Source organism: Chromobacterium sp. IIBBL 290-4 (assembly GCF_024207115.1).
In the GTDB taxonomy this organism is placed as follows: Bacteria; Pseudomonadota; Gammaproteobacteria; order Burkholderiales; family Chromobacteriaceae; genus Chromobacterium.
The window spans coordinates 1,626,150-1,647,733 of record NZ_CP100128.1 but is presented as its reverse complement, the minus strand read 5'-3'; the positions used below and the strand labels follow the sequence as shown (position 1 = coordinate 1,647,733).

Sequence of the window (21,584 nt, the reverse complement as noted above, 5' to 3'; positions counted from 1 at the left end):
TGATTGCGCCTGCCGCTGACAGTTATCAATCCATGCAGCAGCTGCAACAATTTATTATCATTTAATAATTTTTGCCGAAAAATACCGATTGCATTAACATCTTGTTCACAGGCAGATCCTGCCAAACAAATATGCGCACGACATCAAGATGTGCGCTGAGTGGAACAAAATGCGGTGCGATATATTGATTCGGCGCCCTGCTCATATCGATGCCATAAGGCTCATATGAGTGTTTTTGCAATCCATTTATTAATAAATAGTTGTAGTAGTTAAAAGCATGGAGGTGGAAGCATGGCTTCCGAGCAACCCAATCCAGGCGCGGCGGCCAGCTTCAGCCAGCAGGCCACGCATCTCGATCCCTTATTAGACTGTCTGTTCTCGCTGGCGCGCGGCTATGGCATCACCGCCACCCGCGAATCGCTGGTCGCCGGCATTCCGCTGGTGGACAACCGTCTGTCGCCGTCGATGTTCGCGCGCTCCGCCCGCCGCATCGGCCTGTCCACCCGCGTATTGCGCCAACCGCTGTCCAGCCTGCGCCAGAATCTGCTTCCGGCCGTGCTGCTGCTGGAAAACAATACCGCCGGCATTTTGCGCGACATCCGCGACGGCGTCGCATTTCTCAGCTTGTCCGAGCTGCCCGACGCGGTGGTCGAAATCCCGCTGGACGAGCTGGAGCACAGCTACGAGGGCATCGCCATCCTGGTGAAGCCGCGCTTCCAATACGAAAAGCGCGCCCCGGAACTGGCCGACATCCGCTCGCGCCACTGGTTCTGGCGCACCATCTACGGCAGCCGTCCGCTCTATCGCGACGCGCTGCTGGCGGCCTTTCTGATCAATGTGTTCGCCTTGGCCACGCCCATGGTATCGATGGCGGTATACGACCGCGTGGTGCCGAATATGGCGCTGGAAACGCTGTGGGTGCTGGCCAGCGGCGCGGCGCTGGTGCTGATTTTCGACTTCCTGCTCAAGCTCAGCCGCGGCTATCTGCTGGATCTGGCAAGCAAGCGCGTGGACGTGGCCTTGTCGGCCCTGATCATGGAGCGGGTGCTGGGCATCCGCATGGAGGCGCGCCCGGCCTCGGTGGGCGCCTTCGCCGCCAATCTGCGCGCCTTCGAAACGGTGCGCGACTTCATCGCCTCGGCATCCATCACCGCCTTGATCGACGTGCCCTTCGTGCTGATCTTCCTGATCGCCATCCTGTGGATCGCGCCCTTGATGGCCGTACCTATGGTGGTGGCGATAGTCGTGATGATCGTCTTCGCCCTGCTGGTCCAGGAAAAGATGCAGGCGCTGTCCGAAACCACGCTGCGCGCCGGCTCGCAGCGCAACGCCTATCTGGTGGAAAGCCTGTCCGGCCTGGAAACCATCAAGGTGCTGGCCGCCGAAGGCGAGATGCAGGGCAAATGGGAGCAAGCCACCTTGTTCCTGGCGCAGATCGGCTCGCGCCTCAAGGTGCTGGCCGCCGCCACGATGAACTTCGCCGGCTTCATCCAGCAGCTGCTGTCCATCGCCATGCTGGTGCTGGGCGTCTATGAAATCATGGCCGGCAATGTGTCCATGGGCGGCGTCATCGCCGCAGTGATGCTGTCCGGCCGCGCCATGGCGCCGCTGAGCCAGGTGGTCAACCTGATGACGCAGTACCACAACGCCAAGACCTCGCTGGCTTCGCTGGACGGCTTCATGAAGATGCCGGTGGAGCGCGAGAAAGACGCCGCCTTCTTCCACCGCACCAGCTTCCAGGGCGAGATCGAGTTCCGTAATGTCTCGTTCAGCTACCCCAACAATCCCATGGTGTCGCTGCGCGAGGTGTCGTTCAAGATCAAGGCCGGCGAGCGCGTCGCCATCATCGGCCGCGTCGGCTCCGGCAAGACCACCATCCAGAAAATGATACTGGGCCTGTATCAGCCCACCGAAGGCGCCATCCGCATCGACGGCATGGACCTGCACCAGATCGACCCGGCCGAACTGCGCCGCCAGATCGGCTACGTGCCGCAAGACCCGGTACTGTTCTACGGCAGCATGCGCCAGAACATCGCCATGGGCTCGCCGCACGCCTTCGACGCCAGCATCGCCGCCGCCGCCGACCTGGCCGGCCTGACCGGCTTCATCAACAGCCATCCGCAAGGCTTCGACATGCCGATCAGCGAGCGCGGCGACTCCTTGTCCGGCGGCCAGCGCAAGGCCGTCGCCATCGCCCGCGCCCTGCTCAACGCGCCGCCCATCCTGCTGCTGGACGAACCCACCAGCAATATGGACCACAGCAGCGAGCACCAGATCCGCCAGACCCTGGCCAAGGTATCGGCCGGCAAGACCATGCTGCTGGTCACCCACCACAACGCTTTGCTGGACATGGTGGACAGGCTGATCGTGATCGATCAGGGCAGCATCGTCGCCGACGGCCCCAAGCAACAGGTGATCGAGGCGCTGCAACAGGGCAAGATCGGAAAGGCGATGGCGTAAGATGCAAGCGAAACTGAAACAAAAGCTGGCCGACTGGGTGGACCGCGGCCAGGAAAAAACCAGCCCTTACTGGGACAAGCTGATGGACTGGGCCGCGGCGCGCGATCTGGCCGAGCGCCACGATTTCGCCGCCGACGCCGACTGGGCCATCCTGCAGCAAAAACCCGGCCGTCCGCGCATCTTCGTCTGGAGCATGCTGGGCTTCTTCATCGTCGCCTTCGCCTGGGCCGCCTTCTCCAAGGTGGACGAGGTGTCGCGCGGCGAGGGCAAGGTGATTCCGTCCGGCCAGAACCAGCACCTGCAAAGCCTGGACGGCGGCGTGGTGTCCAAGATCCTGATCAAGGAAGGCCAGATCGTCGAAAAAGGCCAGCTGCTGCTGAATGTGGACAACACCCGCTTCGTCTCCTCGCTGCAGGAAAACCAGGCGCAATACCTGGCCCTGCAAGCCAAGACCGCGCGGCTGAAGGCGCTGGCTTCCGGCACGCCGTTCGAACTGCCGCCCAAGGTGGCGCAGATGGCGCCGGACATCGCCAAACAAGAGATGGAGCTGTACAACTCCAAGCAGATGGAGCTCAACGCCAATGTCGGCATCGCCCGCCAACAGCTGGCGCAGCGCAGCCAGGAAATGAACGAGGCGCGCGCGCGGCGCGACCAGGCCTCGTCCAGCTACGACCTGACCGTCAAGGAGCTCAACGTCACCCGCCCGCTGAAGGAATCCGGCGCGGTGTCCGACGTCGATCTGCTGCGGCTGGAGCGCGACGTCGCCCGCTTCCGCGGCGAACGCGACCAGGCCTCGGCGCAGATTCCCAAGATCCAGGCCGCCATCAGCGAAGCGCAGCGCAAGATCCAGGAAGTGGAGCTGGCGATGCGCAACGTCGCCAGCGCCGAGCTCTCCGACACCATGGCCAAGGCCAGCAGCCTGTCGGCGGGCAGCGTGGCGCTGGCCGACAAGGTGAAGCTGTCGGAAATCCGCTCGCCGGTGCGCGGCCAGATCAAGCGCCTGTTCATCAACACCATAGGCGGCGTGGTGCAGCCGGGCAAAGACATCATCGAGATCGTGCCGATAGACGACTCCTTGCTGCTGGAAACCCGCATCACCCCGCGCGACATCGCCTTCCTGCATCCCGGCCAGCACGCCGTGGTGCGCTTCACCTCCTACGACTACACCATCTACGGCGGCATGGAAGGCAAGGTGGACGAGATCGGCGCCGACACCATCACCGATGAAAAAGGCAATGCCTTCTACATCGTCAAGGTGAAGACGCAAGGCTCGCTGCTGGGCAAGGACAAGCTGCCGATTTTCCCCGGCATGGTGGCCCAAGTGGACATCATGACCGGCAAGAAGACCATTCTGTCTTATCTGCTGAAACCTGTGCTGCGCGCCAAAACCGAGGCGCTGCGGGAGCGTTGACACATGAAGCACCTGCTGATGACCGCCAGCCCGACGCTGGCCCAATACTGGCAAAGAACCCTGTCGAGCGGCGCCGCCGTGCTGGCGGCGGGGTTGCCGCCCGGCTCGCCTTCGTCCGACACCATGCTGTGGCTGGACTTGGCCAGCCTGACGCCCGAGCAGCGCGGCGCCGATTGGGCCGGGCTGTGCCGGCATTACCGGGTGCTGGCCCTCACCTCCATGCCGGACGACGCCGAAGGCATGCGCTGGCTGCAGCTGGGCGCGGCCGGCTATGCCCACGCCTACGACGGCGAGGCGGTATTGCGCCAAGTGGCGGCCACCGTGGAGGCCGGCGGCACCTGGCTGGGCCGCAGCCTGTTGCTGCAGCTGTGCCAGCGCTTCGGTAGCCTGGTGCCGGACGCGGCGCAGGCGGACTGGCGGCGCCAGGTCTCGCCGCGCGAGGCGGAAGTGATCACCACCTTGAAGAAGGGCTATTCCAATAAGGAAATCGCCCGCGAGCTGGACATCACCGAACGCACCGTCAAGGCGCACCTGTCGGCCATCTTCCAGAAATTCAATGTCGAAGACCGCCTGCAGCTGCTGCTCAAGCTGACCCAGCCCGCGCACTGAAATGGCGCATCGCCGCCCAAAACAAAAGACCGCCGAAAAGGCGGTCTCTTGTTTTCTACCCGGCGGCGGCTCAAGCCGGCTGGCGGCTGCGCCACAAGTCGCGCAGGCCGGCGGCCGAATACAGCAAGAGCGCGCTCCAAATCAGCGCGAAGCCCAAGGCGCGGTCCGGGCCGAAGGGCTCGCCGTACAGCATCACGCCCAAGGCCAGCTGGATGCTGGGGCCGATGTACTGGATCACCCCCACCGTCGCCAGCTTCAGACGCCGCGCCCCGGCGGCGAACATCAATAGCGGCACCGCCGTCACCACGCCGGCGCCCATCAGCAGCGCGTCGGTCTGCCAGCCCAGTTGGCCGAAGGCGCCCTCCCCCTGCCAGCCAAACCACAGCAAGGCCAGCAAGGCCAGCGGCGACATCAGGAAGGTCTCCAAAGCCAGGCCCGGCAAGGACGGCAAGGGCGCCATCTTGCGCAGCAATCCATACACGCCGAAGGTGGCAGCCAAGGACAAGGCGATCCAGGGCAAGGTGCCCGCGCTGAAGGTCAGCCAGGCCACCCCCGCCGCCGCCAAGGCCACGGCCAAGCTTTGCGGCCGGCTCAGCCGTTCGCCCAGAAACAAGCGGCCCAACAGCACATTGACCAGCGGATTGATGAAATAGCCCAGGCTCGCCTCCACCACATGGCCGGCGTTCACCGCCCAGATATAGGTCAGCCAGTTCAAGGACAGCACCGTCGACGATAGGGCGAAGATGCCCAGCTGCCGCGGCTGGCGCAGGGCGGCGCGCAAATCGCCCCATTGCCGCAGCCCGCTCAGCACCAGGGCGACGAACACGGCCGACCACAACAGGCGGTGGCACAGGATTTGCGTGGCAGCCACGCCATGCAGCGGCTTCCAGTACAAGGGAAACAGGCCCCAGCAGATGAAGGCGCCCATCGTGTACAGCACGCCGCGCTGATCGTGGGAAGCGGAGGAAGAGACAGACATGAAAAACTCTATAAACGGAAAGAACCAGACTACAGCTTAACGGCATTCCATTATCAGAAATACCTTCATAGCTAATACAGTCTGTTTTCAATCCTTTAACAATGCTTCACGCAAATGCTGCATTGGCGCAGAAGCCGCAGTCGCCCGCGTCAAAGCCGAGATACCTTTGACGTTGACGTAAACGTAAACTATATTCTTGCGACATTAGGGTGAAGGCTCTAAACAGCTGCGGCCGCCGCGCATACCCGGGACACACGGTATAAAAATAAAGTGTCCGCCGCGTTGCCCAGCCGCACACGCCCGGAACACGCCGCCCACAAGGCCGCAGCGGGCCGATCGCCACAAGCGAGCACGATAGGAGGAGAAACCATGTCAATCCGCCACGCAGACCTGGAAGAAAAGTACACCGCCCCCACCGGCCAGGTCCTGATGACCGGCATCCAGGCGCTGGTGCGCCTGCCCATGCTGCAGCAGCAACTGGACCAGGCCGCCGGCCTCAACACCGCCGGCTACGTCACCGGTTATCGCGGATCGCCGCTGGGCAACGTCGACCAGACCATGCTCAAGGCCAAGAAGCATCTGGACGAGCACCAGGTGGTGTTCCATCCCGGCCTCAACGAAGACCTGGCCGCCACCGCCATCTGGGGCACGCAGCAGGTCAATATGTTCGAAGGCGCCAAATACGACGGCGTCTACTCGATGTGGTACGGCAAGGGCCCCGGCGTGGACCGCTCCGGCGACGTGCTCAAGCACGGCAACGTAGCCGGCACCAGCCGCCACGGCGGCGTGCTCTTGGTCTGCGGCGACGACCACGCGGCCAAGTCGTCCACCTTCCCGCACCAGTCCGACCACATCCTGGCCGCCAGCATGATTCCGGTGCTGAGCCCGTCCGGCGTGCAGGAAGTGCTGGACTTCGGCCTGCACGGCTGGGCGATGAGCCGCTACTCCGGCTGCTGGGTATCGATCAAGGCCATCACCGACACCATCGAGAGCTCGGCCATCGTCGACATCTCGCCGGAGCGCTTCCAGTTCAAGATTCCGCAAGACTTCCCGCTGCCGGAAGACGGCCTCAACATCCGCTGGCCGGACACGCCGCTGGCGCAGGAAAAGCGCGTGCTGCACCATCGCCTGTACGCGGCGCTGGCCTATGCCCGCGAGAACAAGCTCAACCACATCACGCTGGATTCGCCCAAGGCGCGCCTGGGCATCATCACTTGCGGCAAGAGCTACCTGGACGTGATGCAGGCGCTGGACGACCTGGGCATCAGCGAGGCGCAGGCGGCCGAAATCGGCCTGCGCATCTTCAAGGTGGGCATGGTGTGGCCGCTGGAGCCGGAAGGCGTGCGCCAGTTCGCCCAGGGCCTGGAAGAAATCCTGGTGGTGGAGGAAAAGCGCCAGATCATCGAATACCAGCTCAAAGAGCAGCTGTACAACTGGCGCGACGACATGCGCCCGCGCGTGGTGGGCAAGTTCGCCGAAAAAGGCGAATGGGCACTGCCGCACGGCGACTGGCTGCTGCCGGCCGCCGGCGAGCTGACCCCGGCCATGATCGCCCGCGCGCTGGCCAGCCGGCTGGCCAAGATCTACGACAGCCCGGTGATCCACGACCGCCTGAAGTTCTATGACGATAAAGAGGCGCAGCTGGTCAAGCCGCGCGAATCCATCGCCCGCGTGCCGCACTACTGCTCCGGCTGCCCGCACAACACCTCCACCAAGCTGCCGGAAGGCAGCCGCGCCGTGGCCGGCATCGGCTGCCACTACATGGCGCACTGGATCAGCCCGGAAAACACCAAGACCTTCACCCAGATGGGCGGCGAAGGCATCACCTGGCTGGGCCAGGCGCCGTTCACCACCACCAAGCACATCTTCACCAATCTAGGCGACGGCACCTACTTCCACTCCGGCATCCTGGCCATCCGCGCCGCGGTGGCCGGCAAGGTGAACATTACTTACAAGATTCTGTACAACGACGCGGTGGCGATGACCGGCGGCCAGCATGTCGACGGCTATCTGGACGTGCCGATGATGACCCGCCAGCTGGCGGCAGAAGGCGTCAAACGCATCGTCATCACCAGCGACGACCCGGACAAGTACCAACACGCCCAGGGCCTGGCCGCCGGCATCGACGTGTTCCATCGCCGCGAGCTGGACCGCGTGCAGCGCGAACTACGCGACACCGAAGGCGTGACCATCCTGATTCACGACCAGACCTGCGCGGCCGAGAAGCGCCGCCGCCGCAAGCGCAACGAGTTTCCGGACCCGGCCAAGCGCGCCTTCATCAACGAGCGCGTCTGCGAAGGCTGCGGCGATTGCAGCAAGAAATCCGGCTGCCTGTCGGTGCTGCCGCAGGAAACCCCGCTGGGCCGCAAGCGCAAGATCGACCAATCCAGCTGCAACAAGGACTACTCCTGTGTCGAGGGCTTCTGCCCCAGCTTCGTCACCGTGGAAGGCGGCAAACTGAAAAAGCCGGCCGGCGCCAGCGCCGATCTGGCCAAGATGCCGGCGCTGCCGGAACCGAAGATCCCGGAAGTGCATGAGCCCTTCGGCATCATGGTGACCGGCGTCGGCGGCACCGGCGTGGTCACCATAGGCCAGGTGCTGGGCATGGCGGCTTACCTCGACAACAAGGGCGTGACGGTGCTGGACATGGCCGGCCTGGCGCAAAAGGGCGGCTCGGTGTGGTCGCATGTGCGCATCGCCGACAGCCAGGAAAAACTGCACGCGGTGCGCATCGCCGCCGGCGACGCCAACCTGGTGCTGGGCTGCGACCTGGTGGTGACTGCCGCCGAGGAAGCGCTGGCCAAGATGCGCGAAGGCTTCAGCCACGCCATCGTCAACAATTACGAATCGCCGACCAGCGGCTTCCTGAAAAACCCCGACCTGCGCTTCCCGGCCAAGGCCATGAAGGACGCCATCATCGAATCGGTCGGTTCCGGCCGCTTCAATGAAGTGAACGCCAACAAGCTGGCCACCGCGCTGATGGGCGACGCCATCGCCAGCAATATGTTCATGCTGGGCTACGCCTGGCAAAAAGGCCTGGTGCCGGTCTCGCTGGAAGCCATCATGGAAGCGGTGCGGCTGAACGGCGCGGCGGTCAAGTTCAACCAGGACGCCTTCAGCTGGGGCCGCCACGCCGCGCACGACCAGGCGCGCGTGGAAGCGCTGGTGACGCCCAGCGCCGTGGTGCAATTCGTGCCGCGCGAAACGCCGGACGCGGTGGTCCATCATCGCGCCACCCTGCTCACCGCCTACCAGAACGAAGCGCTGGCAGAACGCTACAAGGCGCTGGTGCAGCAGGTGAAACAGGCCGAGGAAGCAGTCAATCCGGGCAGCAGCGCGCTGACGCTGGCCGCCGCGCGCGTCTACTACCATCTGTTGGCCTACAAGGACGAGTACGAAGTGGCGCGGCTGTACAGCGACGGCGAATTCCTGCGCGATGTGGCCAGCCAGTTCGACGGCGACTACAAGCTGCGCTTCCACATCGGCGTGGCCTGGCTCACCGGCGGACAAGCGCGCAAGATCCCGTTCGGCCCGTGGCTGATGCCGGCGATGAAGCTGCTGGCCAAGTTCCGCTTCCTGCGCGGCGGCGCGCTGGACCCGTTCGCCTGGCAAGCCGACCGCAAGCTGGAGCGGCAGCTGATCGCCGAATTCGAGCAAGGCCTGCCCGGCCAGCTCGCCAGCCTCACCGCTGAAACGTTGCCGCGCGCGGCTGAATGGATCAAGACTTGGGAAGGCGTGCGCGGCTTCGGCCACATCAAGCTCGCCAATTACCAACAGGCGCGCGCGCGCCAGGCCGAACTAAACGGCCAGGCTCAGCAGCCCGCCCCAGCCAAGGCCAGCGCAGCCGTGGCCTGACATCCGTTTTCCACAGCTTGGGCGCCGGCTTGCCGGCGCTATTTTTTTGGCATCTCGCCGCCCAAAGTCCATACTGCTGGCATGTCCTCAATCACCTAGATCACACAGGAGCAGGCCCTATGCAGCTCAAACGCTTTCTGGCCGGCGCGATGCTCTGCGCCAGTTTCACCGCGCCAAGCCTTGCGGCCAGCCCCGCCCAACATCAAGCCGCGCTGCAATTGCTCGCCACCATCAATGTCGATCAGAACCTGGACGCAGTCCAATCCAAACTGCTCCCCATCATGACCCAGCAGTTGAAAAGCCAGCTCGATAGCCAAGGCTGCGGCGCCACCCCGGACTGCAAGCAAAAGCTTCAATCCGCCTTCGACAAAATGCAGATCCTGATCACGCAATACTTCGCCTCGCCGCAGCTGCGCCAATTGCTGAAGCGGAGCATGGCGGACTTTTACGAAGCGAATTTCACACTGGATGAAATCCGCCAGATCGACGCTTTTTACCGCACGCCGGCAGGGAAGAAACAACTGCAGATGGGACCGCAGGCCGCCGCGCAATTGATGCCGGCCTTAATGCAGGACATGCAGACCCATCTGAATCCCAAGCTGAAAGCGCTGACCGACGAACTCAAGCAGTAAACGCCGCCCCGGCGGCTCTCTCCCATGAAGGCAAAGCAGGAGGTCATCCATGCGGCACCCGCGTCTGATCTTGGTTTCGCTCTCCCTCGTCCTGGCGGCTTGCGCCACCACGCCGCCCTCCCAACCCAAGCAAAGCGCCAGCGGCTGCGTCGGCAATGTCATGCCGCCGCCCGCCGGCCTGAGCGCCGCCCAAAACGCGGCCTTGCTGTCGCAAGCCGTGGGCAGCCCCGGCAAGGGCGGACTGTGCGAAGGCGCAGTCTTCCAGCAAGAAGCCGCCGCCGCGGTGATCGTGTATCGGGTATGGGATGGCAGCAAGCCGTATTCGCAGCTGGGCCGCTGGTGGTCGTTCAGCCCGCCGCAGGGCTCGGTGGCGCAATACCGCGCCGACAACGCCATCTGCCCGAGCTGGAGCCAGCTCAACCGCGTGGTGCGCTGTCAGCTGAAAGCCGGCGTCCAGGTCGCCGTCGGCCCGGGCCAGAGCGCCACCTGCTCGCCAGACCCCGATTACCCGCCGTCGCCGGTCAATCAGGTTTACATCCCCAACAGCAGCCCCGACGCCATCCAGGTGGAGAACTGCCAGGACGCGGGCGGCTTCCCGGCCGCGATGTAAGCCGGCACCATCGCATCCTGCCGCCAGCCGCGCCGCTGGCGGCATCGGCTCACTCCTCCTTGTCGTCGGCGAACCAGGCGACGATGAAATCGATCAAGGCCCGCGTCTTGGCCGGCAGCGGCGTTTTCTTGGGAAACACCAGATACACCGGCCGCGCCGGCGTCTCCCACTCCGCCAGCACCCTCTTCAACCGTCCCGCCTTCACCGCGGGCTTGGCGGCGAAATCCGGCAAGCGGGCGAAACCGCCGCCCATCTCTGCCAGCCGCTCGTTCAGGCTGTAATCGCCCACCTGCAGCCAATGTTCCACCTCCACTTCCTCGGCGCGGCCATCGCGGCTGAACAGCCAGCGCGCGCCGCTGTGGTAACGGCCGTGCGCCACGCAGGGACGCGTCGCCAGATCCGCCGGCGCGGCCGGCTCTCCCACCTGGGCCAGCCAGTCAGGCGACGCCACCACCCAATCCCGGGTCAGGAACAAGGCCCGCGCCACCAGTTGCGGAGGCAACTCCTCCGCAGAGCGGATGGCCAGATCGAAACCGTCCTGCTCCAAAGCCTGCGCGTCCGAGCTGATGTCCAGTTCCACCGCGATGGCGGGATAGCGCTGGTGAAACGCCAGCAGCAGCTCGGCCAGAAACGCGCCGGCGAACATCGGCGGCGCCGTCAGCCGCAGGCGGCCGCTAGCCTCCTCGCTCAAGCCGCGCAGCGCCGCCGTCGATTCGCGCATCAGCGCGCGCAAACGGACGCAGTATTCCAGATAGGCCTGGCCGGCCTCGGTCAGCGTCAGCCGCCGGGTGCTGCGAAACAATAACTGCGCCGACAGCAGCGCTTCGAGCCGGCTCAGCTGCTTGCTGACCTGCGACTTGGACGTGCCCAGCTTGTCCGCGGCGGCGGTGATGCTGCCGGCTTCCGCCACGGCGAGAAAAGTCAGGGCTAATTGCGATGTCGGTTCAATTGTTTCCATATGGATTCCAATCATTCCACGTTTAGCCGGTTTTTCCCATTCGCCAGGCCGCATAAGCTGACTTTTCCACAACCATGCAGGAACAGCCATGAAAATCTTGTTGATAGGCGGCAGCGGCAATATCGGCCGCGCCATCGCCGCCGAACTGGACGGCCGTCATGAAATCATCGCCGCCGGCCGCCAGCACGGCGATGTCCGCGTCGATATCGAAGACGAGGCCAGCATCATCGCGATGTATCAGCGTCTACCCGAGCTCGACGCGGTGGCGGTGGCCACCGGCGGCCGCAACGGCCACCTCGCGCCGGTGGCGGAAATGAGCGCGGCGCGCTATCGCGTCGGCCTGGAGTCCAAGCTGCTGGGCCAGGTCAATGTGGTCTTGCATGGCCTGAACCATGTCCGCGATGGCGGCTCGTTCACCTTGGTCGGCGGCGTGTCCGACGCGCAAAGCATCGCGCCGCAATTCAGCAACGTCTATATGGCCAATGCCGCGCTGGACGCTTTTGTCACCGCCGCCGCAGTGGAATTGCCGCGCGGCTTGCGCATCAACCTGGTCGCGCCGCAGCTGCTGGACGAATCGGTCGAAGCCTACGGCGCGTGGTTCCGCGGCATGCCCACCACGCCGGCCGCTAGCGTGGCGCGGGCTTATAGTTTGAGCATTGAAGGCATGCAAAACGGCCAGGTTTACCGGCTGGGCCGTTAAGCTCAAGGCTGCCGATAGGCGCCAACCAGGCGATCCAGCTCGCCGCTGCGCTGCATCCGGGATAATTGCCGGGACAGCGCGGCGGCGACATCGCGCTGTCCCGGCGCCATCCATAGATAGATATCGACCGGTTCGAAACGCCGCCAACGCAGTTCGCCTTGCCAGGCCTCTTTCATTTGCCATGCTTCCGGCAGATAGTTGAACAACAGGCAGTAGCGCACCCGGCGGGCCGCCACCATGCGCAGACAGGAGCCTTCCGTCGGCGCGGCCTCTCGCTTGGCGAACTCGGCGGCCCGCTGCTCCAAGCGCACCGGGCCATGGGTGTAAGCGATAGCCGCTTGGCGCGCTTGCCGCCATGCCGGGACTGGCCCATCATCGGCGCGGCCGATCAGAAAAAACCATGCGGTGCCCAGATGCGGCGCCACCCGGACCGCGCCGGGCGCGGCTTGATTGAAATCCGCCACGCGGCTGACATCGCCGTCGTAATGCCCGGCCAACAAACCGCTCAGCGCCCGCTTGGGCGGCGCGTACTCCAGCGCGAAAGTCAGGCCCAAGGCGCCGAATGCCCGCTCCAGAGTCCGCTTCAGCGTTTTTTGATGCGGCGCGTCCAGCGGCAATGGCGAGACCAGCCTCAAGGGCGCCAGTCCCCAGGCCGGCAGCGCTATGATGCTTAAGCAGCTGCCAGCGATCCATAGCGCTCTGTTCATCGCTCAGCCCTGCCGCACCACCATCGCCTGTTCCGGCGCGGGGAAACCGGCCGCGCCCAGCGTCTCGCGGATGGCGCGGTTGGCGTCGAAATACACCTGCCAATAATGCTCCGGCGCGCAATACGGCCGCACCGCCAACACCGGTCCCAGCGTCGTGAACTCCAACACGCCGACATCCGGAGCCGGGGCAGCCAGCACATTGGGGATGCGCACCATCGCCTCGGACAGCAAGCGTATCGCCTCGGCATGATCGGCGCGGCTGGCCAGCTGCGCTTTCAAATCCACCCGCCGCGCCGCATTGGCGCTGAAGTTCTGGATGGTGTCGGAAAAGATCTTGTTATTGCCGATTAGCGTCTGCACGCCGTCCGGCGTATCCAAAGTGGTGGCGAACAGGCCAATCTCCCGCACCTGGCCGGTGATGCCAGCCACCGCCACGATGTCGCCCACCTTGAAGGGCCGCAGCACCACCAGAAAAATCCCGGCGGCGAAGTTGGCGAGCAAACCGCTCCAGGCCATGCCGACCGCGACGCCGGCGGCGGCGATCACCGCGGCGAAGGTGGTGGTCTGCACGCCGAAAAAGCCGAGGATGCCGATGACCAGCACCACGGTCAGGGTGACGGACAGGAAGGAATGCGCGTAGCGGCGCAGCGTCGGATCCAGTTTTCGCGACGCCAGTTGCTCGTCCAGCATCCGCGTGGACAGCCCGATCAGCCAGCGGCCGATCAACCACAGCAGAATGGCGGACACGATATTGCTAGCGAGCGCGGCCGCCAGGTCCAGCCAATGATTCCAGTTGATATGGTCCATCGCCTACCCCTTGTCGAAAGCCGCCAAATGGCGGCCTTCTCAAGATAGGCGGCGCGGCGGCGGCCCGCCACGCGCTCAGGCGGACAGTTGGCGGCAGGTGTCGCCTATGCCTGCGTGGACGCGCAAATCGAATAGATGGTCGAAACGGGTGGGGGTGTAGTTGATCAGCGCGCAGGGGATGCCGGCGCGGACGGCCTCCACCGGAATCAGGTTGACCGGCGACACCTCCAGCGAGGAGCCCATCACCAGCAGCAGGTCGGCGTTCAGCGCTGCCTGGAAGGCAGCGTCGATCAGCGGCACCGCCTCGCCGTACAACACCACATCGGGCTTCAGCACCGCCTCGCAGCGGCGGCAAGGCGGCACCTCATGCCGCTGCACATAATCGAGCGGATGGGGCGCGCCGCAATCCGGACAGCTGGCGCTCAGCAGCGTGCCATGCATTTCCAGCACCCGCCGATTGCCGGCGCGGCCGTGCAGGCCGTCGATGTTCTGGGTCAGGATGGTCACTTCCTTGCCGGCCGCCTCCAGCGCGGCGAGAAAGCGGTGGCCGTCATTGGGCTGGTAGTCGCCCACCAGCTTGATGCGGAAGATGTCGCGGAACGCGCGCCAGAAGGCGGCGGGATCGGCGCGGAAATAATCCACCGACACCACCTCGGCCAGGCTCATGTCTTTGGACCACAAGCCGTTGGCGGAACGGAAGTCGGGGATGCCGGATTCGGTGCTCATGCCGGCGCCGGTCAGCACCGCGATGCGCCGGGCATCGTCTATCCATTGTTGCAGGTGCTGAATCTCGCTCATTGCCGCTTCCTTGCCGCTGCCGCTCTTACACGGCCACTATAGCGCATCCGGTTTGGGCGCCGGATATTTGATAGCATTCTTGACCATTTTATCGCGCACCGCCGCATCCAGGTCCACGCCGGTCACCATCGCCAGCCGCGTCAGATACAGCAGCACATCGGCGATTTCTTCCTGCAAATGGGTGAAGCGCGCCGGGTCGTCGCGCAGCCGCAGCGCCGCGTCGTCGTCCAGCCATTGGAAGATTTCCGCCAGTTCTCCCACCTCGCCCACCAGCGCCAGCAACAAATTGCGCGGCGAATGGTGGCGATTCCAGTCGCGTTCATCGGCAAAGCGCTGCAGCGCTTCGGTCAGTCCAGCGGCGTCGATCAGCTTGCCATCATTCATATCGTCATTCTCGTTTCACGTGGAACATCAATCCGTTCAAGCCAATATCTTGCGCGCCGCCTGCTCGCCCCACCAGGCCGCCTCTTCGAACAAGGACAGGCCGCTCAGGTCGGAGTGGGCGAACAGCACCGGGCCATCGGCCTCGCGCAAAACCTGCAGGCTGCGGTTGGACAGGAAACCCGGCGTCGGGCTGGCCATGGCGTGGCCGCGCGCCGTCATCTCCACTTGCAGCAATCCTTGGCGGAAACGCCAGCCATAAACTTCTAGCAAGTCGGCGGCGGCGGTTTCAAACAAGGAGTCGGCGTCCGCGCGCTCCAGCCGCTGCCGCGCCTGATAGGCGCTGTCTTCGGCGAAGGCGTGGTAAGCGGTGAAGACGCTGCGCGCCGGCTTGGCGACGCGGATCTGCTGATGGGTGGACACCACATAGCCCAGGCTCTTGCTGCCATACACCACATTGTCCCAGGCCAGGGGCATTTCGGCCGGCTCCGCCGGGAAGCGGTCGATCAGGAAATTGCTGACCAGCCAGGGCGCGCGCGCCGGCAAATGGCTGTGCTCGATGCCGGACGCCTGCAATTGATCATACAGATGCATGGCCACGAACAGCGGCACCGCCAGGATGACCCGGTCGGCAAGCAAACGCTGGCTGTCGCCGCGCGCGTCCAGATAATCGACCCGCACCTGGCTGCCCTTCCCTTGCACCCGCCAGGCGATGCCCGGCTGCTGCCGCTCGGCGCCGATGCGGGCGCGCATATGGCGCATCACCGGATTGAGTCCGTCCGGCCAAGTCAGCACCGCGCCTTCGTCGGCATTGGCGGCCAGGCCGCCGCGGCTGCAGAAATAATGCAGACCGGCCCAGGCCGAGGCATGGGACAGATTCACGCCGTAGTCGTCGCGGCAGCAGTAGTCCAGATACCAGCGCAGCCCTGGCGCGCGGTAGCCATTGGCGTCCAGCCAGTCGGAAAAACTGATCTGATCCAGCCCGGTCCACTGCGGATCGCGCGAGGACAAGGCCAGCGGGATGCAGAAGGCCTTGCGGCCATCCGCGCCGCGCGCGTTGCGCAACTGCGCCATCTGCGCCAGGAAGCGGTTCTGCTCGGCCAGCTCGGCGGGCGGCATGCCCCATCTTGGCAGCAAGCCATCCTGCCAATGCCCCGCCACCCACAAACGCTCGTCCGGCGCGTGCACCACCACCCTTTCATCGAAGCGCGGCCGCAGGCCATAGGGGTCGGCCTCGATCACGCCCATCTCGGCCAAGAGTTCGCGCACATGGACCGATTCGCGCGACGGCAGCGGCAGATAATGCGCGCCGGTGGGGTAGCGGCATTCGCCGAAAGCGCCGCCGGCGGCGTTGCCGTCCGGCTCCGGCCCGTTCAGCACCACCACATCGGTCCAGCCTTCTTTCACCAGCCGCCAGGCGGCGAACAAGCCGGCCGCGCCGCTGCCCACCACCGCCACCTTGCAGCGGCGCTCGTTGCGGGGCTCGGGCGGCTCGATCCCGGCGCGCAGCCGGTGCCCCGCCTTCATGCCCGGCTTGCGCAGCGTCAGCGGCACGCCCCACTGCAGCACGCGTTCGCAGCCCTGCAATACCGGCAGCCCCGCCAACGCCGCCGCCAGCTTGAGAATGTCGCGCCTGTCCATCAACGCAGCACCTGCGACCAGTCCTGGTCGAAATAATGCACCAGCTGTTGATTGTTCAGCTCATTCGGTTTCACGTCCCAGCGCCGCATATCGGGCGGGAAGACGAACATCTCGCGGGTGCTTTCCTTGTCCAGATAACGCAGCGGCACCGTGTAACGCTCCGGAGGCGTGAAGCCCGCCCGCTTGGCGGCGATGATGAAACCCCATTCGCCGAAGGACGGCACGTAGACGTGGTAAGGCGTGGTGTGGAAGCCCGCCTCACGCAGCGTGGCGTCCACGCTCCAGTAGGAACGCGGCGCGTTGTAAGGCGAGGTGGACTGCACCACCGCCAGGCCGTTTTCGGCCAGATGGCGCGACAGCAGCCGGTACATCGGCACCGAGTACAGCTTGCCCAGGGCGAAGTTGGACGGATCGGGGAAGTCGACGATCACCGCGTCGTAGCTGCCCTCGTTCTGCTCCAGCCAGCGCGCCGCGTCCTCGTTCACCACCGTCACCCGCTTGTCCTTCAGCGCGCCATGGTTCAGGGCCAGCAAGGGTTCGGAGCGGCTGAACAGCCGCGTCATCGCCGGATCCAGGTCCACCAGGGTGATATGGCGGATATTGGGATACTTCAGCATTTCGCGCACCGCCAGCCCGTCGCCGCCGCCCAGCACCAGCACATTGCGCGCCCAGGGCAGGCTGGCCAGCACCGGATGCACCAGCGCTTCGTGATAGCGGTATTCGTCGCGGCTGGAGAACTGCAGATTGCCGTTGATGTACAGCCGCATATCGTTTTTCCACTTGGTGATCACCAGCCGCTGGTAGGGCGTGGTTTCGGCGTGGATGATCTCGTCGCCGTAAATGGCTTTCTCATTCCAGTGGGTGAGCTGGTCCGACATGGCGAACAGCGCGCCCAGAATCAGCAGCACCACGCCGCTGCGCGCCAGCTGCAGATTCGGTTTGGACAGTTCGCGGCGGAAGCTGCGGCAGGCCCAGATGGCGACGCCGGTATTGAGCAGGCCGAACAGCAAGGCGCTGCGCGACAGCCCCAGCTTGGGCGCCAATAGCAAGGGAAACAGCAGCGACACCGCCAGCGCGCCCAGGTAATCGAAAGTCAGCACCCGGCTCACCAGCTCGGCGAAGCTGGTCTGGCGCTGGTTCAGCACCCGCATTACCAGCGGAATCTCCATGCCCACCAGCAGGCCGATGGCGAACACCATGCCGTACAGCACCAGCCGAAACGGCTCGCCGGCCAGCGCGAACACCAGGAACAGCAAGGAGGCGGATACCCCGCCTATCAGGCCGACCAGCAGCTCGATCTCGACGAAGGTGTCCAGCAACCGTTCGTCCTTCACATACTTGGACAGGTGGGAGCCCGCCCCCATCGCGAACAGATAGCAGCCTATGATGGAGGAGAACTGCAGCACCGAATCGCCCAGCAGATAGCTGGCCAAGGCGCCGGTGATCAGCTCATAGGCGATGCCGCAGGACGCGACGATAAACACAGAGATTATCAGCAGCCGATTTCGCATCGTATTGTCATTGTTGGTAGAATAGCCGCCATTATATGCCGGCCTGAGGAGAGAGTATGGCTTCCGGATTATTGCCCGCGCTGTTCGCCTACCTGAGCTATCTTGGCAGCGGCCTGGCGCTGCTGGGCCTGTTCGCCTGGCTGTACTGTTTCGTCACCCCGATAGACGAGCTCAAGCTGATCCGCGACAACGGCCACGCCGCCGCCATTTCCTTCGCCGGCGCCCTGCTCGGCTTCGCGCTGACGCTGGCGTCCAGCGCCTGGCACCTCAACAGCTGGCAAAGCTTCATCACCTGGGCGCTGCTGGGGATGCTGGTGCAGATCATCATGCACTTCGCGGTGTCGCGCTGGCTCAAGGACTTGAGCCGCGCCCTGATCCAAAATAATGTGGCCATGGGCATCCTGGCCGGCTCCATCCACCTGGCCGTCGGCCTGATCAACGCGGGCAGCCTGTCCTGATATCCGCCTGTTCCATCGTTTGGGAGTAGCAAAATGAGCCTGATGTCTTTCATCAAGAAGCAGTTCATCGACATCCTGGAATGGCAGGAGGACGAAGACGGCGTGCTGGCCTGGCGTTATCCGATGCAGGACAACGAAATCCAGTACGGCGGCAGCCTGACCGTGCGCGAGTCGCAGATGGCGGTGTTCGTCAACGAAGGCAAGATCGCCGACGTGTTCAGCCCCGGCATGCACAAGCTGACCACCCAGACGCTGCCGGTGCTGACCTATCTGAAAAACTGGGACAAGCTGTTCGAATCCCCGTTCAAGTCCGACGTCTACTTCTACAGCACCCGCGTGCAGCTGGGCCGCAAATGGGGCACCGCCCAGCCGGTCACCATCCGCGACAGCGATTTCGGCATGGTGCGGCTGCGCGCCTTCGGCATCTATTCCTACCGCATCGTCGATCCCAAGCTGTTCTACACCGAGGTCAGCGGCACCCGCGAAATCTACACCTGCGACGACCTGGAGCAGCAGCTGCGCAACCAGGTGATCGCCACCATGACCACCACGCTGGGCGGCAGCGGCGTGCCCTTCCTCGACATGGCCGGCAACCAGGGCCTGATGGCGGACAAGATACGCGAGGCGCTGGAGCCGGCGTTCCAGCGCTTCGGCCTGGCGCTGGACAGCTTCGCGGTGGAAAACATCTCGCTGCCGGAAGAGCTGCAAAAAGCCATCGACAAGCGCATTTCGATGGGCATGGCCGGCGACCTCAACCAGTACACCCGCTACCAGACGGCGGAAAGCATTCCGTTGGCGGCGCAGAACGAAGGCGGCCTCGCCTCCTTGGGCGCGGGCTTGGCGGCCGGCGCCGGCGTCGGCCAGCTGATGGGCCAGGCCATGCAGCAAAGCCTGCAACCGGCGCAAGCAACGCCCGCCGCTCCCGCCGCGCCAGCCCCGCAAGCGGCCCCCGCCGCCGACGGCCCGCAAGCCAAGCTGGCCCAGTTGAAAGGGTTGCTGGACCAAGGCCTGATCACCCAGGCCGACTATGACGCGGCCAAGGCGGACGTCTTGAAGAAACTGGTGGGCTAAACCGACGCATGTACCGCATCGCCTGCCCCTCCTGCGGCGCCGACGTCGAGTTCCGCGCCGCCAGCTCCGTGTTGGCCGTCTGCCAGTATTGCCGCAGCACGCTGCTGCGCGACGCCGACAGCGTGCGCGACATCGGCAAGATGGCCGAGCTGCTGGACGACTACTCGCCGCTGCAGATCACCAGCAGCGGCCGCTATATCGACCGCAACTTCAGCATCGTCGGCCGCATCCAGCTGCGCTACGACGCCGGCGTGTGGAATGAATGGTATCTGCTGTTCGACGACGGCCGCGGCGGCTGGCTGTCGGAAAGCGTCGGCCAATACGTGCTGACGCTGCCGGTGGGCCAAGACCCGCAAGCGCCGGCCTTCGACGGCCTGCAGCCCGGCCAGTCCTACACCCACCTCAACCGCGACTTCGTGTTCTCCGACGTGCGCCAGGCGCAGTGCATAGGCGGCGAAGGCGAGCTGCCGTTCAGCGTCGGCGACGGCTGGCAGGCCCAGGTGGCCGACGCCCGCTGCCAGCAGATGTTTTTGACGCTGGACTACTCCGACCATCCCGACGCGCCCGAGCTGTTCATCGGCCAGGCGACCACGCTGCCGCAGCTGAAAATGCAGCTGCTGCGCGACACGCGGATGATCGAGGAGAAAACCGGCAAGCTCAAAGGCAGCGTCGCCACGCTGGCCTGCCCCGGCTGCGCCGCGCCGCTAGATTACCGCGCCGGCGCCGCCACCCAGATCACCTGCGGCCATTGCCACAGCCAGGTGGACCTGACCGGCGACGTGGCCACCGTCATCGGCATGCACAAGCGCGCCGAGGAAGCGCCGGGCCTGACGCTGGAGCTTGGCGGCACCGCCACCATAGAGCGGCTGCCCTGGACCGTCACCGGCGCGCTGGTGTGGCAGACCGACGACGAAGACGCCAGCCGCTGGACCGAATACCTGCTGTACAACGTGGACAAGGGCTTCCGCTGGCTGGTGGAAAGCAGCGAGGGCTGGTTCATCGGCAGCCTGATGGATTGCTGGGTGGACAGCCTGCGCGCCGATTACGCGGTGCTGGACAACAAAACCTATAGCCGCGCCTATCCGGATTACCGCGCCTCCATCGTCTACGCCGCCGGCGCCTTCCCCTGGCGCGCCAAGCTGGGCGACAGCCTGCTGCTCAGCGAATATCAAAACGCCAGCGGCCAGCAAAGGCTGTCGCGCGAATGGTCGGAACAGGAAATGACCTGGACCCGCAGCGACAAGGCCAGCAATGAAGCCGTCGGCAAATGGTTCGGCCAGCCGGAACTGGCGCCCATGCACGTGGACGAGGCGGAGGACGAGTCCAGCCTGCAGAGCATAGGCATCAAATACGGCCTGATCTTGCTGCTGCTCAACCTGCCGCTGGCTTGGATAGGCAATGAGCTGGACGACGGCTTCGTGATCTGCATGATCGCCTGCTTTGTGCTGGCCTTGCCGATCCGCAAGGAGGAATGAGCTTTTGACCCCAGGCAATTACCGCAAATACTGCATCCTGGTGCTGGTGGTCACCACCATCATCAATCTGATCAACGCCAGCAACGGCATGGGCGGTGCCTCCGGCGGCGGCCGCAGCTACGGCAGCGGCCACAGCTCGGGCTGGAGCAGCGGCGGCCACAAATGACGAAAGCGCTGGGCCGCCATCTGCTGGCGGATTTTCATGATTGCCCGCCCGCCGCCCTGGCCGATCCGGCGGCGGTGGAGGCGGCGCTGCGCGAGGCGGCGCGGCTGGCCGGCGCCACCGTCCTGGCCGGCCATGTCCATCATTTTGGCGATGGCCAGGGCGTCACCGGCATTCTGCTGCTGATGGAATCGCACCTCAGCATCCACACCTGGCCGGAGCACGGCTATGCGGCGCTGGATCTGTTTATGTGCGGCGAGCCGCAGCTGGAAACCGCCCTCGCCCACCTCGCCGCCGCGCTGCGGCCCGGCCGCCGCGAAACCCGGCTGGTCGAACGCGGGCGCTTGCCATGAGCAAC

General features: G+C 64.8%; 20 protein-coding genes. 12 read left to right on the top strand and 8 right to left on the bottom strand.

Annotated features, from left to right (window positions below; all coding sequences use genetic code 11):
* The first annotated feature begins 291 nt into the window (after nucleotides 1-291).
* From NKT35_RS07710 to NKT35_RS07700, 3 genes are read left to right on the top strand one after another with little or no spacing between them, the layout of a single operon-like run.
* A complete protein-coding gene (locus tag NKT35_RS07710; RefSeq protein WP_254300432.1) occupies nucleotides 292-2,460 on the top strand; it encodes a type I secretion system permease/ATPase in 2,169 nt (722 codons plus the stop codon).
* A gap of 1 nt (nucleotide 2,461) precedes the next feature.
* On the top strand, nucleotides 2,462-3,871 hold the full coding sequence (locus NKT35_RS07705; protein WP_254300431.1) for an HlyD family type I secretion periplasmic adaptor subunit: 1,410 nt from the start codon (nucleotides 2,462-2,464) through the stop codon (nucleotides 3,869-3,871).
* Nucleotides 3,872-3,874: 3 nt separating this feature from the next.
* The gene (locus tag NKT35_RS07700; RefSeq protein ID WP_254300430.1) at nucleotides 3,875-4,480 is read left to right on the top strand and encodes a helix-turn-helix transcriptional regulator; all 606 of its coding nucleotides are present in this window, start codon (nucleotides 3,875-3,877) and stop codon (nucleotides 4,478-4,480) included.
* A 70-nt stretch (nucleotides 4,481-4,550) separates the two neighbouring features.
* Here the strand turns inward: NKT35_RS07700 and rarD are convergent, their stop codons facing one another.
* Nucleotides 4,551-5,459 (bottom strand): EamA family transporter RarD, encoded by a 909-nt coding sequence (gene rarD, locus NKT35_RS07695; protein WP_254300429.1) that lies wholly within the window; start codon nucleotides 5,457-5,459, stop codon nucleotides 4,551-4,553.
* A gap of 369 nt (nucleotides 5,460-5,828) precedes the next feature.
* Here rarD and NKT35_RS07690 point away from each other — a divergent pair, with 369 nt between their 5' ends.
* From NKT35_RS07690 to NKT35_RS07680, 3 genes are all read left to right on the top strand, one after another.
* Nucleotides 5,829-9,314 (top strand): indolepyruvate ferredoxin oxidoreductase family protein, encoded by a 3,486-nt coding sequence (locus NKT35_RS07690; protein WP_254300428.1) that lies wholly within the window; start codon nucleotides 5,829-5,831, stop codon nucleotides 9,312-9,314.
* A gap of 119 nt (nucleotides 9,315-9,433) precedes the next feature.
* Entirely contained in the window at nucleotides 9,434-9,946 is a 513-nt protein-coding gene (locus NKT35_RS07685; RefSeq protein ID WP_254300427.1) for a DUF2059 domain-containing protein, read from the top strand.
* Nucleotides 9,947-9,995: 49 nt separating this feature from the next.
* Nucleotides 9,996-10,556 carry a hypothetical protein gene (locus tag NKT35_RS07680; protein WP_254300426.1) on the top strand — a complete coding sequence of 187 codons (561 nt, stop codon included), beginning with the start codon at nucleotides 9,996-9,998 and terminating at the stop codon, nucleotides 10,554-10,556.
* A gap of 49 nt (nucleotides 10,557-10,605) precedes the next feature.
* Here the strand turns inward: NKT35_RS07680 and NKT35_RS07675 are convergent, their stop codons facing one another.
* Nucleotides 10,606-11,514, bottom strand: coding sequence for a LysR family transcriptional regulator (locus tag NKT35_RS07675; RefSeq protein WP_254300425.1), 909 nt, complete (start codon nucleotides 11,512-11,514; stop codon nucleotides 10,606-10,608).
* Nucleotides 11,515-11,602: 88 nt separating this feature from the next.
* On the opposite strand from NKT35_RS07675, the gene NKT35_RS07670 reads away from it, so the two are divergent.
* Nucleotides 11,603-12,214 carry a short chain dehydrogenase gene (locus tag NKT35_RS07670; RefSeq protein ID WP_254300424.1) on the top strand — a complete coding sequence of 204 codons (612 nt, stop codon included), beginning with the start codon at nucleotides 11,603-11,605 and terminating at the stop codon, nucleotides 12,212-12,214.
* Nucleotides 12,215-12,216: 2 nt separating this feature from the next.
* On the opposite strand, the gene NKT35_RS07665 is transcribed toward NKT35_RS07670, so the two are convergent.
* From NKT35_RS07665 to NKT35_RS07640, 6 genes are all read right to left on the bottom strand, one after another.
* Nucleotides 12,217-12,921 (bottom strand): transporter substrate-binding domain-containing protein, encoded by a 705-nt coding sequence (locus tag NKT35_RS07665; RefSeq protein WP_254300423.1) that lies wholly within the window; start codon nucleotides 12,919-12,921, stop codon nucleotides 12,217-12,219.
* A 3-nt stretch (nucleotides 12,922-12,924) separates the two neighbouring features.
* Complete coding sequence (locus NKT35_RS07660; RefSeq protein ID WP_254300422.1) at nucleotides 12,925-13,728, bottom strand: mechanosensitive ion channel family protein; 804 nt, start codon at nucleotides 13,726-13,728, stop codon at nucleotides 12,925-12,927.
* Nucleotides 13,729-13,803: 75 nt separating this feature from the next.
* A complete protein-coding gene (locus tag NKT35_RS07655) occupies nucleotides 13,804-14,526 on the bottom strand; it encodes an NAD-dependent protein deacylase (protein ID WP_254300421.1) in 723 nt (240 codons plus the stop codon).
* Between the two features lie 36 nt (nucleotides 14,527-14,562).
* Nucleotides 14,563-14,910 (bottom strand): nucleotide pyrophosphohydrolase, encoded by a 348-nt coding sequence (locus NKT35_RS07650; protein ID WP_254300420.1) that lies wholly within the window; start codon nucleotides 14,908-14,910, stop codon nucleotides 14,563-14,565.
* A gap of 36 nt (nucleotides 14,911-14,946) precedes the next feature.
* Nucleotides 14,947-16,548, bottom strand: a complete 1,602-nt coding sequence (locus NKT35_RS07645) for an NAD(P)-binding protein (RefSeq protein ID WP_254300419.1) — start codon at nucleotides 16,546-16,548, stop codon at nucleotides 14,947-14,949.
* A complete protein-coding gene (locus NKT35_RS07640; RefSeq protein WP_371926496.1) occupies nucleotides 16,548-18,131 on the bottom strand; it encodes a polyamine aminopropyltransferase in 1,584 nt (527 codons plus the stop codon). The genes NKT35_RS07645 and NKT35_RS07640 overlap by 1 nt, the downstream gene beginning before the upstream one ends.
* Between NKT35_RS07640 and NKT35_RS07635 the strand changes: the two genes are divergently transcribed.
* Genes NKT35_RS07635 through speD form a run of 5 tightly spaced genes read left to right on the top strand, consistent with a single transcriptional unit; the run spans nucleotide 18,116 to nucleotide 21,579 of the window.
* Complete coding sequence (locus NKT35_RS07635; RefSeq protein WP_254300417.1) at nucleotides 18,116-18,517, top strand: DUF350 domain-containing protein; 402 nt, start codon at nucleotides 18,116-18,118, stop codon at nucleotides 18,515-18,517. The genes NKT35_RS07640 and NKT35_RS07635 overlap by 16 nt on opposite strands.
* A 39-nt stretch (nucleotides 18,518-18,556) precedes the next feature.
* On the top strand, nucleotides 18,557-19,588 hold the full coding sequence (locus NKT35_RS07630) for an SPFH domain-containing protein (RefSeq protein WP_371926495.1): 1,032 nt from the start codon (nucleotides 18,557-18,559) through the stop codon (nucleotides 19,586-19,588).
* A gap of 8 nt (nucleotides 19,589-19,596) precedes the next feature.
* Nucleotides 19,597-21,063: a DUF4178 domain-containing protein gene (locus NKT35_RS07625; RefSeq protein ID WP_254300415.1), complete on the top strand. Its 1,467-nt coding sequence runs from the start codon at nucleotides 19,597-19,599 to the stop codon at nucleotides 21,061-21,063.
* Nucleotides 21,064-21,067: 4 nt separating this feature from the next.
* Nucleotides 21,068-21,229, top strand: coding sequence for a hypothetical protein (locus NKT35_RS07620; protein ID WP_254300414.1), 162 nt, complete (start codon nucleotides 21,068-21,070; stop codon nucleotides 21,227-21,229).
* Complete coding sequence (speD, locus tag NKT35_RS07615) at nucleotides 21,226-21,579, top strand: adenosylmethionine decarboxylase (RefSeq protein ID WP_254300413.1); 354 nt, start codon at nucleotides 21,226-21,228, stop codon at nucleotides 21,577-21,579. Before NKT35_RS07620 ends, speD begins: the two co-directional genes overlap by 4 nt.
* The last annotated feature ends 5 nt before the right edge of the window (nucleotides 21,580-21,584 follow it).

Excerpts from the sequence above, each read along its gene's own strand:
- NKT35_RS07710 (WP_254300432.1), top strand. The coding sequence starts at position 292 with ATGGCTTCCGAGCAACCCAATCCAGGCGCGGCGGCCAGCTTCAGCCAG.
- NKT35_RS07705 (WP_254300431.1), top strand. The coding sequence starts at position 2,462 with ATGCAAGCGAAACTGAAACAAAAGCTGGCCGACTGGGTGGACCGCGGC.
- NKT35_RS07700 (WP_254300430.1), top strand. The coding sequence starts at position 3,875 with ATGAAGCACCTGCTGATGACCGCCAGCCCGACGCTGGCCCAATACTGG.
- rarD (WP_254300429.1), bottom strand. The coding sequence starts at position 5,459 with ATGTCTGTCTCTTCCTCCGCTTCCCACGATCAGCGCGGCGTGCTGTAC.
- NKT35_RS07690 (WP_254300428.1), top strand. The coding sequence starts at position 5,829 with ATGTCAATCCGCCACGCAGACCTGGAAGAAAAGTACACCGCCCCCACC.
- NKT35_RS07685 (WP_254300427.1), top strand. The coding sequence starts at position 9,434 with ATGCAGCTCAAACGCTTTCTGGCCGGCGCGATGCTCTGCGCCAGTTTC.
- NKT35_RS07680 (WP_254300426.1), top strand. The coding sequence starts at position 9,996 with ATGCGGCACCCGCGTCTGATCTTGGTTTCGCTCTCCCTCGTCCTGGCG.
- NKT35_RS07675 (WP_254300425.1), bottom strand. The coding sequence starts at position 11,514 with ATGGAAACAATTGAACCGACATCGCAATTAGCCCTGACTTTTCTCGCC.
- NKT35_RS07670 (WP_254300424.1), top strand. The coding sequence starts at position 11,603 with ATGAAAATCTTGTTGATAGGCGGCAGCGGCAATATCGGCCGCGCCATC.
- NKT35_RS07665 (WP_254300423.1), bottom strand. The coding sequence starts at position 12,921 with ATGAACAGAGCGCTATGGATCGCTGGCAGCTGCTTAAGCATCATAGCG.
- NKT35_RS07660 (WP_254300422.1), bottom strand. The coding sequence starts at position 13,728 with ATGGACCATATCAACTGGAATCATTGGCTGGACCTGGCGGCCGCGCTC.
- NKT35_RS07655 (WP_254300421.1), bottom strand. The coding sequence starts at position 14,526 with ATGAGCGAGATTCAGCACCTGCAACAATGGATAGACGATGCCCGGCGC.
- NKT35_RS07650 (WP_254300420.1), bottom strand. The coding sequence starts at position 14,910 with ATGAATGATGGCAAGCTGATCGACGCCGCTGGACTGACCGAAGCGCTG.
- NKT35_RS07645 (WP_254300419.1), bottom strand. The coding sequence starts at position 16,548 with ATGGACAGGCGCGACATTCTCAAGCTGGCGGCGGCGTTGGCGGGGCTG.
- NKT35_RS07635 (WP_254300417.1), top strand. The coding sequence starts at position 18,116 with ATGGCTTCCGGATTATTGCCCGCGCTGTTCGCCTACCTGAGCTATCTT.
- NKT35_RS07625 (WP_254300415.1), top strand. The coding sequence starts at position 19,597 with ATGTACCGCATCGCCTGCCCCTCCTGCGGCGCCGACGTCGAGTTCCGC.
- speD (WP_254300413.1), top strand. The coding sequence starts at position 21,226 with ATGACGAAAGCGCTGGGCCGCCATCTGCTGGCGGATTTTCATGATTGC.